At 62.0% G+C, this 12,717-nt stretch carries 10 protein-coding genes; 3 read left to right on the top strand and 7 right to left on the bottom strand.

Annotation, left to right across the window (positions count from 1 at the left end; all coding sequences use genetic code 11):
* Nucleotides 1-378: 378 nt before the first annotated feature.
* From AW06_RS03880 to AW06_RS03860, 5 genes are all read right to left on the bottom strand, one after another.
* On the bottom strand, nt 379-705 hold the full coding sequence (locus tag AW06_RS03880) for a hypothetical protein (RefSeq protein WP_273704357.1): 327 nt from the start codon (nt 703-705) through the stop codon (nt 379-381).
* Between the two features lie 172 nt (nt 706-877).
* Nucleotides 878-1,753 (bottom strand): DUF2726 domain-containing protein, encoded by an 876-nt coding sequence (locus tag AW06_RS03875; protein ID WP_273704356.1) that lies wholly within the window; start codon nt 1,751-1,753, stop codon nt 878-880.
* 104 nt (nt 1,754-1,857) lie between these two features.
* A complete protein-coding gene (locus tag AW06_RS03870) occupies nt 1,858-2,487 on the bottom strand; it encodes a DUF2026 family protein (RefSeq protein ID WP_034945824.1) in 630 nt (209 codons plus the stop codon).
* Between the two features lie 221 nt (nt 2,488-2,708).
* Complete coding sequence (locus AW06_RS03865) at nt 2,709-5,618, bottom strand: adenosylcobalamin-dependent ribonucleoside-diphosphate reductase (RefSeq protein WP_034945822.1); 2,910 nt, start codon at nt 5,616-5,618, stop codon at nt 2,709-2,711.
* Between the two features lie 359 nt (nt 5,619-5,977).
* Nucleotides 5,978-7,186, bottom strand: a complete 1,209-nt coding sequence (locus tag AW06_RS03860) for an aminotransferase class I/II-fold pyridoxal phosphate-dependent enzyme (protein ID WP_034945820.1) — start codon at nt 7,184-7,186, stop codon at nt 5,978-5,980.
* A gap of 372 nt (nt 7,187-7,558) precedes the next feature.
* Between AW06_RS03860 and AW06_RS03855 the strand changes: the two genes are divergently transcribed.
* A complete protein-coding gene (locus AW06_RS03855) occupies nt 7,559-8,653 on the top strand; it encodes an isocitrate/isopropylmalate family dehydrogenase (protein ID WP_034945851.1) in 1,095 nt (364 codons plus the stop codon).
* 127 nt (nt 8,654-8,780) lie between these two features.
* Nucleotides 8,781-9,491 (top strand): alpha/beta hydrolase-fold protein, encoded by a 711-nt coding sequence (locus AW06_RS03850; RefSeq protein WP_046536809.1) that lies wholly within the window; start codon nt 8,781-8,783, stop codon nt 9,489-9,491.
* Nucleotides 9,492-9,546: 55 nt separating this feature from the next.
* On the opposite strand, the gene AW06_RS03845 is transcribed toward AW06_RS03850, so the two are convergent.
* Together AW06_RS03845 and pyrC are read right to left on the bottom strand one after the other, a co-directional pair.
* On the bottom strand, nt 9,547-9,975 hold the full coding sequence (locus AW06_RS03845) for a hypothetical protein (protein WP_034945817.1): 429 nt from the start codon (nt 9,973-9,975) through the stop codon (nt 9,547-9,549).
* A gap of 40 nt (nt 9,976-10,015) precedes the next feature.
* On the bottom strand, nt 10,016-11,050 hold the full coding sequence (gene pyrC, locus AW06_RS03840; RefSeq protein WP_034945814.1) for a dihydroorotase: 1,035 nt from the start codon (nt 11,048-11,050) through the stop codon (nt 10,016-10,018).
* Between the two features lie 127 nt (nt 11,051-11,177).
* Here pyrC and glpK point away from each other — a divergent pair, with 127 nt between their 5' ends.
* Entirely contained in the window at nt 11,178-12,710 is a 1,533-nt protein-coding gene (gene glpK, locus AW06_RS03835; RefSeq protein ID WP_034945811.1) for a glycerol kinase GlpK, read from the top strand.
* Nucleotides 12,711-12,717 lie beyond the last annotated feature (7 nt).

The following is a 12,717-nucleotide window of genomic DNA, read 5'->3' as shown; positions in this document are numbered from 1 at the left end:
AACGTTGGAGGTGAGCACCTTGACGCCGTAAGGCGGCGAGTGTGCTCCAGCGACGCGTTGAACGGGAAAGGGGGCGGGGGAAGCCGAAAGGTCTCCATGCCCACCGCCGAACGACCCACCAAGAGGGATCTGCTTGACTCCGAAGTGTGCGCTGGGCGTGTGTATGAACGCTCGCGTTATACATCCGCTCAGTACACACTTCGCTTATGAGCAGATTTTCCACGCTTTATACAGCCCACGCCGATGTGCTAGCTATACCCTTGCCCGTTGCGTCCATCAACGCAGCCACCTTTCTCGAGCAACGTTGAAAATCACCGGACGCAGGCAAGCGCAGCTTGCCGGAGGTCCGGTGGATTGTGATGTTGGGCGTCATTCGGTTCACTTTCTTTTGCTCAATGTAAAGAAGCCGAGCAGCCTGAGACCACGCGCTCCACTGATATATTCGCCGCGAATGGTTTCGTCATTGAGCGCGCCGGGCAGGAAGGCTCCTCCATCGCATACGCCACCACGGTCTAGTACTAGGCGGTTATTTTTGACGCTATATGACAGTGGGTCTGACACCGGGAAGAATTTACTGTCCTCTGTAGTTGCGGATACCACATCGACACGGAGCCAGATTCCGTCTTCACACGTCTGAGCCGGATGCGCAGTGAACTCGATAACGAGAGCAGTGACGACATGGTGCTCTCTGTTCTCAATCTTCAAGTCCCAATGTCCGGCCAAGTCGCGTGACCAAGCGTTAGCCGAAACGCTGAGAGCTAGCCCAAGAAGAATTGATCGGTAAATAGCGGCACTCATGACGCCCAACGTTTGAATTCACCGGCCTGCGCGGCTTTTCGCGCAGGTCCGGTGGAATGATGGGTTGGGCGTCGCCGGTTCATACAGTCGCACCCACGCTTGCTGCACTGACCATCGGAAATCGTTGTTGGAAAGCCGGTAGCCGCTCTTGGAAGAACCGGTTGCGATCCATCAGAGCAGCGCGAGGCCCTGATAGCACGGACAGCAGATTGCGATAAAGGTCAAACATCGCGAGCATGCTTACTAGCTCGTTCTCATAGACGGCAGGAAACCGCTGGGCTCTCATACCGGTAGTGACAGAAAGCACGCTCGTAGCATCCATGACCAGCCAAGACATACAGCGGTAGTTGCCATCGTTATCCGTCCCCACGTGATGAGATGGGGCCATTTGACCGATACGTCTTTCGTTGTGCAGCCTTTGCATTTCTGTCTGAATGTCCAACGTGAGCCAGTACGGCCACTTCCTTCCGTTCGAGTTGCCAGTGGAATAGATGAATGTGATATCGAACGGCTCATCGTATGGAACGGCCCCACTCCTTTGTGCTTCATCGAATGCTCGCTCTAGGAACCACGCATCCACGAAGTACGTCAGCAAATCAAGCCCTCGGTAAGCCGGTGTAAGGTACTTCGAATTGATACGCAGAAGGCCATGCCCAAAATGTTCGCAGAGCTCGTTCTTCAGTAGATCGCGGTGCCGCTGAATGGCGCTCGACTTGTGCAATGGGCCGTCGAATTCGACGCTGAATTGCGGCTGATAGTCGTTGTCGGTAACCAAGAAGTCGAAATGCGATCGTAAGCCGTAGCCGAACTGCTCGGAAGAGAGCCCGCTCTTCTCGATAGCAAAGACATCGGCCAGTCTGACCTTTGGGAAAACACGTGCGCCATTCGACTCGCAGACGCGAGTCAGCGACTCGTAGGTAACTTCTTCGTAGCGGTTGAGAAGGCGTTGCCTCATGCTGCTATCAAGACGCCCAACGTGGAGTTGAGGCGCCTGCGCGGATTTTCGCGCAGGTCGCCTCGAACGCAGGGTTGGACATCATGAATATATGCACGATAGAGTTACCACGCCCCATTGACCCTGAATGGCGAAAGGAAGGCGCATTCCGGTTCCCCCTTTATGTTTTGCCCGACAAGTACCGGCTCATTCATTTTTTGGGGCGGGCGTTTGTACCAGTTGACACAGTAGTAGAGAACATCCACGTACAGCTTGGATTCAAAGAAGGCGTCAATTCGTTTCGCGGAAAAATCTTGGTAAGGCGCCACATAGAACGACAGTTCGGAGTCAAGTTCTTCAATGGAGGGCGCGGATTCCACCGCTGGTTTTTGGAACATCTTTCTCCCACAAGAGCCAATTCCCGCCTTCTCTGCGAGCTCCGAGAGAAGCGGGGAGGAGAAGTCAACAATCCAGCCTTCGGATTCAACCCACGCATGAAAACCATTAACGGACGGGCAACCATTAACGCTTGCGAACGCTATATGCTTCTGCAGCCCCACATTAAACGCCGCCACACCAAAGCAAGGGACAGCCTTCAGTCCATAGTGCTTGTCAAGAATCGTCGCCCCGACGATAGAGAAGAACTGGCAGCACTTCTCCGGCGACTGAAAGCCCTTTGCGACCAGCACGCCGTGTATCGTGCGAAAAATACGCTCGAAATCGGCCAGCGGGACAAGTAGTGGGCTACGGATCATGGTGTCCAACGTGATGTAGCAATCCTACTTGACGCAACACTTTGCGTCAGCAGCCCTTTTTCGCGCATTCTGCATCCAGAAAATCTGTTGAAAACCATTCAAGTACTCCCTTGTGTATTCACTAAGAATATCGGTAATTGCGTCACGGTGCGCCTCAATCTGGTCGACCCCTGGACGGGACCAGGAGCCCCGCAAGTGCCCCCTGCCGTACCTGCACTCCCTCAGCCACAACTTCCCACCGCCCCGCAAGCCGTACAGAAATCGCACCCGTCCTTCCGGATCACCGTCAGATTTCCGCATTCGCTACATAGTTTTCCGGGGGTCGGCTGCGTGGCCGTGCTGCCTGCCGGCGTCTGCAGAATCCCCATCTGCTGCCTGGGCAGGCCGCTCTCGTCGAGGATGCCGAGCATCGCGTAGCGGTGGATGATCAGTTGCGCGAGGTAGGCGACCGTCGAGGGGTAGGTGGTCTGGCGGCGAGTGCCGGGGATGAAGGCCATGAAGTCGCCGAGCGGTTCGGGGTAGTCGAGGAGTTTGCGCAGCTTCATGCCGATCCACGCCGGGTCGATGACGCGCATGTCGAGCGACAGGAGTCTGGTCAGGCCGTCGAGGGCGCGCGGGTAGTGGCCGGAGAGCCACACCGAGTAGGGGCGGGTGACGCCGTTGGGCAGGGTGATTTCCTTGAGGCCGAGGACGAAGTCTTCGCTGGTCGCCGGGTTATAGACATCGACGGTCCACGACAAGGTGCCGTCGGTGCCGGTCTTGGGTTCCTTGAGGCTGAACATCGCGTCGAGCACCGGTGTCGTGCCTTCGTACTCGAAAGCGCCGAGGCGTTCGACATGAAACTGGATCAGTCGGGCCATGGCGGCGACCACCGAGGGCATGCGCTTGCGTTCGCCATGCGGCGGGAAAGGCATCTCGAAACTCTCGTCGCTGGCGGTCTTGGCCAGCGACTCGAGTTTCAGCGCCAGCCAGCCGTGGTCGTTGGCGCGCATGTCCATCGACAGCGTCTTGGCGACGGCGCCGAGACCGCGCGGCTGTTCCGGGCCATTGACCCAGACTTCGAAGGGCCAGCGGCGCTCGTCCTGATCGACCTGGCCGACGAAGAGTGCGAATTTGCCGTGCGTGTGCTCGATCATGTAGGTCCAGGCCATGTTGCCCTCCGGCAGGTGTGGGCGGTTCGGCCAGCGCAGGCTGGCGAGTACTGGCGCCGGCAGGGTCTTGATGGTCAGGCGGCGGTTGGCGTCGCCGGTGACGAAATCCTGCGGCTGTTTTTTGTCTTCGGCCTGTTTCTGCGCAATGGATGGTGACCCGGACGGTGACCCGACCGACAGCACCGACCCGAGAACGGTATTCGGGCGGTAGGTGGCCAGCCCCTTGAGGCCGGATTTCCAGGCGCTCAGGTAGAGGTCCTGGAAGTCTTCATAGGGGTAATCGGCCGGCACATTGACCGTCTTGGAAATCGAGGTGTCGATGTACGGGGCAACCGCGGCGACCATGTTCTTGTGCGCCTGTGCCGAGATTTCAAGCGCGGTGACGAAGTAGTCGGGGAGCTTTTCGACATCGCCGCCGCGGTGCTTGTAGAGGCGCCAGGCATAATCCTCGACGGCGTATTCCTTGAGCGTGCCGTCGGCCATGCGCTTCTTGCGGCTGTAGGTCCAGGAGAACGGCGGTTCGATGCCGTTCGAGGCGTTGTCGGCGAAGGCCAGAGAGATCGTTCCGGTCGGCGCGATCGACAGCAGATGCGAGTTTCGCAGGCCGTGCCTGCGGATCTCGTTCTTGATTTCAATGGGCAGGCGTGAGGCGAAGTTGCCGCCCGAGAGGTAGAGTTCGGCGTTGAACAGCGGGAAGGCGCCGCGTTCCTTCGCCAGTTCGACCGACGCGCGGTAGGCGGTGTCGCGCATGAATTCGGAGATGCGCGCGCCCATCGCGGTTGCTTCCGGACGGTCGTAGCGCAGGCGCAGCATGCACAGGGTGTCGCCGAGGCCGGTGAAGCCGAGCCCGACGCGGCGCTTGTTGGCGGCCTCCTCGCGCTGGCGGGCGAGCGGCCAGGCGGTGACGTCGAGGACGTTGTCGAGCATGCGTGTCGACACCTCGATGACTTCGCCGAAGGCGTCGAAGTCGAACTCGGCGAGCGCGCTGAAGGCGTCGCGGACGAACAGGGTCAGGTTGATCGATCCCAGGCAGCAGCAGCCGTAGGGCGGCAGCGGTTGTTCAGCGCAGGGGTTGGTGGCCTCGATGACTTCGCAGTAGTAGAGGTTGTTGTCCTTGTTCATGCGGTCGAGGAAGAGGATTCCCGGTTCGGCGTGGTCGTAGGTGGATTTCATCACCTGGTCCCAGAGGTCGCGGGCGCGCACGCGGCGGTACACCCAGACGCCGTCTTCGCGCTGGAAGGCGCCGTCGCGCTTCATGTCCAGGCTGGGCTCGGCACGGTGCGTCAGTTCGACTTCGCCATCGGTTTCGACGGCCTGCATGAAAGCGTCGGTGACGGCGATCGAGACGTTGAAGTTGGAGAGGTCGCCATGGTCCTTGGCGTGGATGAAAACTTCGATATCCGGGTGGTCGCAGCGCAGCACGCCCATCTGCGCACCACGGCGGGCGCCGGCGGATTCGACGGTCTCGCACGAGCGGTCGAAAACGCGCATATAGGATACCGGACCGGAGGCACGCGACTGCGTGCCCTTGACCAGCGCGCCGATCGGGCGGATCGACGAGAAGTCGTAACCGACGCCACCGCCCCGCCGCATGGTTTCGGCGGCTTCGGCCAGGGCACTGTAGATGCCGGGCTTGCCATCGACGATTTCGACCACCGAATCGCCGATCGGCTGCACGAAGCAGTTGATCAGGGTCGCCGCGAGCGTCGTGCCGGCGGCCGAGTTGATGCGTCCGGCCGGCACGAAGCCGTTCTCCTGCGCCCACAGGAAGCGCGCTTCCCAGTGCGCGCGCTGCTTTTCTTCCTCGGCAGCGGCAAGGGCACGGGCAACGCGGCGGCGCACGTCGTGAACCGTGAGTTCATGGCCCTTGGCATATTTTTCGACGAGTACTTCGGCGGCGATTTCCTGTTCGGCGAGTGGCACGATCGCGGGAGCTTCGGCGACTTCGGACAGGGGAAGCTGATGTACGAGCTGGCTCATGGGTCGTCCTCCATAGGATGGATGCAAAGAAATGGGTGCGGCTGGCCGGCACCAGCTGGATCGACGCGGTGCGGCTGATGGGCGTGCCTGAACGTGCAGATCCAGGCTCGGAAAAGCCGGTGGCTGCAGGGCGGGACAGACGTAAAGCTACTGCATATAGTGTTTAAAGGCAACCATGAGACTATATGTAGTTATTCGCCGACAGCCCTGCAGACTTCCGGAAAAGCCGTGAAATCACTGGCTTGCGGCGCATCGGCGGCGGAAAAAAATTTTCGGGGGCATGGCCGTCGCCTTCCCCCTGAGGCAGACGACCGCCTGGCCTGCCGGAGACAGACTGGTACAGGGTTGAGCGATGTCGCTCACCTGCCGGGTTGGATGCCGGCTTCGCCAAGGCAGCGTTCGATGCGCGCCATCGTCTCCGAGATATCTTCGTCAAGTCCGATCGAAAAGCGTATCAGCCCGTCGTGCAGGCCGGCGGCCTGGCGTTCCTCGAGCGGGATCTCGGACGATGTGCTATGGCCAGGAGACGTGAACAGGGTCTTGAAGTAGCCGAGGCTGACGGCCAGGTAGCCGACCTTGTCGCGTTGCATCAGCGTCATCAGGCGATTGGCGGCGGCGTGATCGCCAGCGTCGAAGGTGAGCATTCCCCCCCAGCCATAACCGGGATTCATCAGCCGGGCCAGCAGCCGATGCTGCGGATGGCGGGTGAGGCCGGGGTAATGCACCGTATAACCCATCGTTTCGAGCCGGTTGGCCAGATACAGCGCGTTGTTGCCGTGCTGGCGAAGTCGGATGTGCAGACTGTGCAGGTTCTTGAGGATGCTCGCCGCGCGCGTGCTGTCGAGCACCGGCCCCAGGAGCATGCTGGGTCCGGCATTGATGTCGTTGAGCCGGGCAATGAAGTCACGCGACGAGACGACACAGCCGGCAACACAGTCGCTGGTGCCGTTGACGAACTTGGTCAGGCTGTGCACCACGACGTCGGCGCCGTGGCGTAGCGGCGACAGGATCATCGGCGTGAAGGTGTTGTCCACCACCAGGCGGGCACCGTTCTCGTGCGCGATGGTGGCCAGTGCCGGCAGGTCGCTGACTTCGAGCAGAGGGTTGCTGAGCGACTCGCAGTAGAGGACGCGCGTGCGCGGCGTCATCGCGGCACGGACGGCGTCGTGATTGCAGAGGTCGACGAAGCGCGTGTTGACGCCGAAGCGCGGCAGCAGGTTCTTCAGCAACGCATAGGTGCCGCCGTATATGCTGCGGCCGCAGACGATCTCGTCGCCTGCCCCGCACAGGGTCATCAAGGTGGTGCTGATCGCCCCCATTCCGGAGGCCATGACCTGCGCCGCTTCACCGTCCTCCATCCTTTCCAGCGCGCTGGCCAGGTACTTGTTGGTCGGGTTGAAGTGGCGCGAGTAGAGGAAGCAGCCTTCGATCTCGTGCTCGAACAACTCCGCCATTCGTTCCGGGCTTAGGAATGTATAGGTGGAGGAGTCGGTGATCGACGGATTGACATCCCCGAATTCTCCGAATACCAGATAGTCCTGAACTCGCGATGCGGGATTGAACGCCATGGGATGGTCCTCCGACGGATGATTGGGGAAACAACCCTAGCATGTGCCGTAGGTCGGGCGCAACGAGGGCACACCCACGCGCCCCGGCAGGAATAGGGGTGCGGGATCGAGTGGCGATTCCGGCGCATGCGTCGGGGGCGACACTCGGTGCCCAGAGCCATCAAATTTGATGCCGGCAGCAAAAAGCCCTTGACCGCGCGGCGTGTTTAATTAAAGTGTGCATGGTTGTGGACAGCGAGGAGGCAGGCATGACCTCTGCAGTTGACGCAGGGCTGGCTACTTGCCTGGCCAGGCATCGACCTCCTGATTGTGTTGGCCAAAACCTGTCGATCACCGCATCCGCATTGCTGCACCTCCAGGACAACCGAACCCATGAAAAGAGATTCGCGCTTTCACATCGCTGTCATTCCCGGCGACGGCATTGGCCCTGAAATCGTGGCTGCCTGCCTGCAAGTGCTGGACATCCTGCAGGAGCGCCTGGGCGGCATCGGTTTCGACTACCGCAAACTCGAAGGTGGTGCGGGTTTCTACCAGAAAACCGGCACCGCCTTCTCCGATGAAAGCATGGCCGTGTGCAAGAAAGCCGATGCCGTTCTATTGGGCGCTTTTGGCCTGCCGGATGTCCGTTACCCCGATGGGACGGAAATCTCGACGCAGTTCGATTTGCGGGTTGAAATGGATTTGTACGCCGGTCTGCGCCCGATCCGAAGCTATCCTGGCCTGCCGCGCGTACTGGCCGACAAGCGTGCGGCGCTGATCGATCTGGTGATCGTTCGCGAGCAGAGCGAAGGGCTTTTCTACTCGCGCGGGCGAGGGACGGTGGAGGAGGACCAGCTCGCCTGGGAGACGATGAAGGTCTCGCGCCACGGCAGCCGCCGGATTTCCGAGTTTGCTTTCCGTATTGCTTCTCGACGCGCCAAGAGCCGGCGGCGTACGGGCAAGGTTACTTGCATCGACAAGGCCAATGTACTCTCTTCGATGGCCTTCTTCCGCAAGGTCTTCGCCGAGGTAGCCGCCCAACACCCTGAGATCAAGTCGGAGTACGTCTACGTAGACGCGATGGCCATGAATCTGGTCAGGGCGCCGTGGGACTTCGACGTGCTGGTGACCGAGAACGCTTTCGGAGGCATTCTTTCCGACCTGGCGGCCGGTGTCGTGGGCAGCCTCGGTCTGGCGCCGTCGGCCGACATCGGGGAAAAGCATGCGGTTTTTCAGCCTGCGCACGGTAGTGCGCCCCACATGGCCGGTCTGGGCATCGCCAATCCGGTTGCCCAGATCCTGTCGGCGGCGCTGATGCTGGACTGGCTGGCCGACCAGCATGGTGAACCCCGGCTGGCACATGGCGCACGAATTCTGGAACGTGCGGTTGAAAAGGCGCTGACCGTGGTCTGTCCGATCGAATTCCGCGGCGAGGACGGCACGGCGGCCATTGCCAAAGCGATCATGACCCAGATTCGCAAGGTCTGATCAACTACGGTAAACCGGCATGCGCGCTCCTGTCGCGTCGTGCCGGTACATGCGGCCGGCTCGTCGGGTCGATGCAGGGGGAGTGACTGCTACAATGGCGCCCCCCACAAGAACAAGGATCCCTACCATGACCGTCAAACCGCCCCCCGCCACCGCTGCTGGCCAGTTGCTGCCGACCGTCGAGCGGCAAACCGGCGAGTCCCCCAAATGCGCGATCATCTGGCTACACGGCCTGGGTGCCGACGGGCATGACTTCGAGCCGATCGTAGACGAATTCGATTTTGATCAGTTGCCGGCGCTGCGTTTTGTCTTTCCGCACGCGCCCATGCGGGCAGTGACCATCAATGCGGGCTACGTGATGCGCGCCTGGTATGACATCGTCTCAGTCGATTTTGCACCGGGGCGCGAGGAGGCGGAGGGCGTGCGCACATCCGCGCAACAGATCGAAGCCCTGCTTGACCGTGAGAATGCACGGGGCATCGCGGATGCGCGCATCGTGCTGGCCGGTTTTTCGCAGGGCGGAGTCATCGCCTTGCACACCGGCCTGCGTCACCCGCGGCGCCTGGCCGGGATTCTGGCGCTGTCGTGCTATCTGCCGATGGCCGAGACCCTGGCTGAAGAAGCGCAGCAGGCGAACCGCGATGTGCCGATCTTCATGGCGCATGGGCGTGCCGACCCGGTCATTCCCTACGACCTCGGCAAACGTTCCGCCAAGCTGCTCAAGGCCGCGGACTACCCGGTGCAGTGGCATGGCTACGCCGCCGAGCATACGGTGTGCCTTGAGGAATTGCGTGACATCGAGGCCTGGCTGAACAAGGTGCTGGCAGACGCCTGCTGAGCGGCGCTGAAGCCCTCCGGCCGTGTGCCTGTGATTCAGGCGCGCGGCGGGTCGCTCACTGCGCCGCGGGGGCCTCGCGCGGGGCGGCGACAAAGGTCAGGGTTCCGCTGCGCATCTGGAACGTTCCCTGCAAGGGGCCCATGCCGCCCTCGGGTTCGCCGTCAAGCTTGGCAAAACCCTCGCAACTGCGCGTCTCGACGACAAACATGCGCTTGCCCTGCTTGAGAATCCAGGCATCGTTCCCCGGCGCATAGACCTCGACCTTGCTTTCAGCGCCTCCCGGTCCCAGCTCGTGCCGACGCATGCAATCGGGCATGCGCGCTGCGACGATCGCATACTTGGCGGTCTTATCCCAGAAGACGTTCTGCACACGAATCAGCGTCAGCGAATGCTGGCGCGAGGCGATCTCGAAAGACGCGCGCTGATCCGAGCAGGCCGCCAGCAGCGGCAGCAGCAAGCAGGGGAGCAGCCTTTTCAGTGGCAAGGGAATTTCCTCCGGTGAATTTGGAAAAAAGGCGGCAAACTCAGTCCAGCATCCGCCAGTGCAGCCATTCGCCAGCCCCTAGTGGGATCAGCCGATCGTCATCAGCGTAGGCGAAGGTTTCGGGGACTCGCCAGTCCTGCCGTGCGAGTGTCACCTGACCGCCATTGCGCGGCAAGCCGTAGAAGTCGGGGCCATGAAAACTGGCGAAGGCCTCCAGCCGGTCGAGCGCGCCGGCCGACTCAAAGGCGGTCGCGTAGAGTTCGAGTGCCGCATGCGCCGTGTAACAACCCGCACAACCGCAGGCGGCTTCCTTGCCGGCGCGCGCATGTGGCGCGGAATCGGTGCCGAGAAAGAATTTCGGGTTGCCGGATGTGGCCGCGCGCAGTAGGGCCTGGCGATGCCGCTCGCGTTTGAGGACCGGCAGGCAGTAGTAATGCGGACGCACCCCGCCGGCAAAAATGGCGTTGCGGTTGTAAAGCAGGTGGTGAGCGGTGATCGTTGCCGCAACATTCGGTCCGCAAGCGGCTACGAAGTCGGCGGCGTCAGCGGTCGTGATATGCTCGAAAACGACCCGGAGCTGTGGGTGCCGCGCCAGCAGAGGCCGCAGCACGCACTCGATGAACACCCGCTCGCGGTCGAATATGTCAACCGCCGGGTCAGTCGCTTCGCCGTGCACCAGCAACGGCATCCCCAGTTCGGCCATTGCCTCCAGCGCAGGCGCGCATCGACCGATCTCCGTCACGCCCGCGTCGGAGTGGGTTGTCGCGCCGGCCGGGTAAAGCTTGACGGCGTGCACGCAGTCGCTATCGACGGCCCGTCGGATTTCATCGGCGGGTGTATGGTCGGTCAGGTAAAGGGTCAACAGCGGTTCGAACGTCATACCCGGCGGCAGCGCGGCCAGGATGCGCGCACGATACGCCTCGGCAGCGGCGACGGTCGTGATTGGCGGGCGCAGATTGGGCATCACGATGGCGCGCGCAAACTGGCGCGCGGTGTGCGGCAGGACGGCGGCCAGCGCCGCACCATCGCGCAGATGGAGGTGCCAGTCATCGGGGCGGGTAAGGGTGATCTGCATGCCTGCACCTGGCAAAGGAAATTGTTGAATTCCAGATTCTAACAGCGCCATGCCGTTCCAGCGGATCGCACTGCACAGACCGATGGCGCTTGACCTGGCTGTCCACTCTTGCCTAGACTCTCGAACCATGAGGGCAGGCTACGTTCTATCGATCGACCAGGGCACCACCGGTACGACGGTGCTGATTTTCGACCACGACGGTCAGGTCAAGGGTCGGGCCTATTCCGAGTTCACCCAGCACTATCCCAGACCGGGCTGGGTCGAGCACGACGCCGAGGAAATCTGGCAGGTGACGCTCAAGGTCATCGGCGAGGCCCTGCGTAGCGCGCGTGTCCGGGCCACCGATCTGCACGCCATCGGGATCACCAACCAGCGGGAGACGACCGTGCTCTGGGACCGGGCCACCGGCAAACCGGTGGCCCGGGCGATCGTCTGGCAGGATCGTCGAACCGCCCGCCATTGCGACGAGCTGAAAGCGCGAGGCCTGGAGGAAATGATCCGTCACCGGACCGGCCTGGTGATCGACCCGTATTTCTCCGGAACCAAGGTCAAGTGGCTGCTGGACCAGGTCGACGGTCTGCGCGAACGCGCCGGGCGCGGCGAAATCGCGTTTGGCACCATCGATTGCTGGCTGATCTGGCAGTTGACCGGCGGCAAGGCGCATGCCACCGACTACTCGAACGCCTCGCGCACGCTGCTGTACAACATTCAGGAACTGTGCTGGGACGAAGAAATTCTCGAACTGCTCGACATCCCCAAGGCAATCCTGCCCGCAGTCCGGCCGTCTGCGTGCATTTTCGGGTCGACCGATCCGGAGATGTTCTTCGGGACGCACGGCATCCCCGTCGCGGGCGTTGCCGGCGACCAGCAGGCAGCCTTGTTCGGGCAAGCCTGCCACGGTGCGGGTCTTGCCAAGAACACCTACGGCACCGGCTCGTTCGTGCTGATGAACACCGGTACCCAGCGGGTCCTCAGCAAGGAGAAACTGCTGACCACCATCGCCTGGGGAATTGGCGACGAGCCTGTCGAATATGCCCTGGAAGGCGCCATCTTCATCACCGGCGCAGCCGTGCAGTGGCTGCGCGACGGTCTCGGAATCATCCGCTCGGCGTCCGAAGTCGAGGCGCTGGCGCGGTCGGTGCCGGACAACGAAGGCGTCTATTTCGTGCCGGCGCTGGTCGGTCTGGGCGCGCCGCACTGGGACCCCTATGCCCGCGGCCTGCTGATCGGCATCACCCGCGGCACCACCCGGGGCCACCTCGTGCGGGCCGTGCTCGAGAGCATGGCCTACCAGACGCGCGACGTGATCGAGGCGATGCAGCGCGATTCCGGAATCACCCTGAAGGAGTTGCGCTGCGATGGCGGCGCCTCGGTCAACCGTCTGCTGATGCAGTTCCAGGCCGACATTCTCGGGGTGCCGGTGGAGGTGCCGCGGATCGTCGAGACCACCGCCCTGGGTGCCGCCTATCTGGCCGGGCTGGCCACCGGTTTCTGGAGCAGTCGCGTGGAACTGGCCGAGAAGTGGCAGCTCGACAACCGCTATACGCCGCACCTCGACGAGAGCGGGCGCCAACGCCTGTTCCGGCGCTGGCACCGGGCGGTCGAGCGCAGCCAGGGCTGGGCGCTGGATGACGAGGGGGATGCCCCCGGCGTGTCCTGAAGAGTCG

This window comes from Candidatus Accumulibacter cognatus (assembly GCF_000584975.1).
Taxonomy (GTDB): domain Bacteria; phylum Pseudomonadota; class Gammaproteobacteria; order Burkholderiales; family Rhodocyclaceae; genus Accumulibacter; species Accumulibacter cognatus.
The sequence above is the reverse complement of the archived record's forward strand: the minus strand, read 5'-3'. Positions and strand labels throughout refer to the sequence as shown.

Bases quoted from the DNA above. Each gene is read 5' to 3' on its own strand.
- AW06_RS03875 (WP_273704356.1), bottom strand. From the start codon at position 1,753: ATGAGGCAACGCCTTCTCAACCGCTACGAAGAAGTTACCTACGAGTCG.
- AW06_RS03870 (WP_034945824.1), bottom strand. From the start codon at position 2,487: ATGATCCGTAGCCCACTACTTGTCCCGCTGGCCGATTTCGAGCGTATT.
- AW06_RS03865 (WP_034945822.1), bottom strand. From the start codon at position 5,618: ATGAGCCAGCTCGTACATCAGCTTCCCCTGTCCGAAGTCGCCGAAGCT.
- AW06_RS03860 (WP_034945820.1), bottom strand. From the start codon at position 7,186: ATGGCGTTCAATCCCGCATCGCGAGTTCAGGACTATCTGGTATTCGGA.
- AW06_RS03855 (WP_034945851.1), top strand. From the start codon at position 7,559: ATGAAAAGAGATTCGCGCTTTCACATCGCTGTCATTCCCGGCGACGGC.
- AW06_RS03850 (WP_046536809.1), top strand. From the start codon at position 8,781: ATGACCGTCAAACCGCCCCCCGCCACCGCTGCTGGCCAGTTGCTGCCG.
- pyrC (WP_034945814.1), bottom strand. From the start codon at position 11,050: ATGCAGATCACCCTTACCCGCCCCGATGACTGGCACCTCCATCTGCGC.
- glpK (WP_034945811.1), top strand. From the start codon at position 11,178: ATGAGGGCAGGCTACGTTCTATCGATCGACCAGGGCACCACCGGTACG.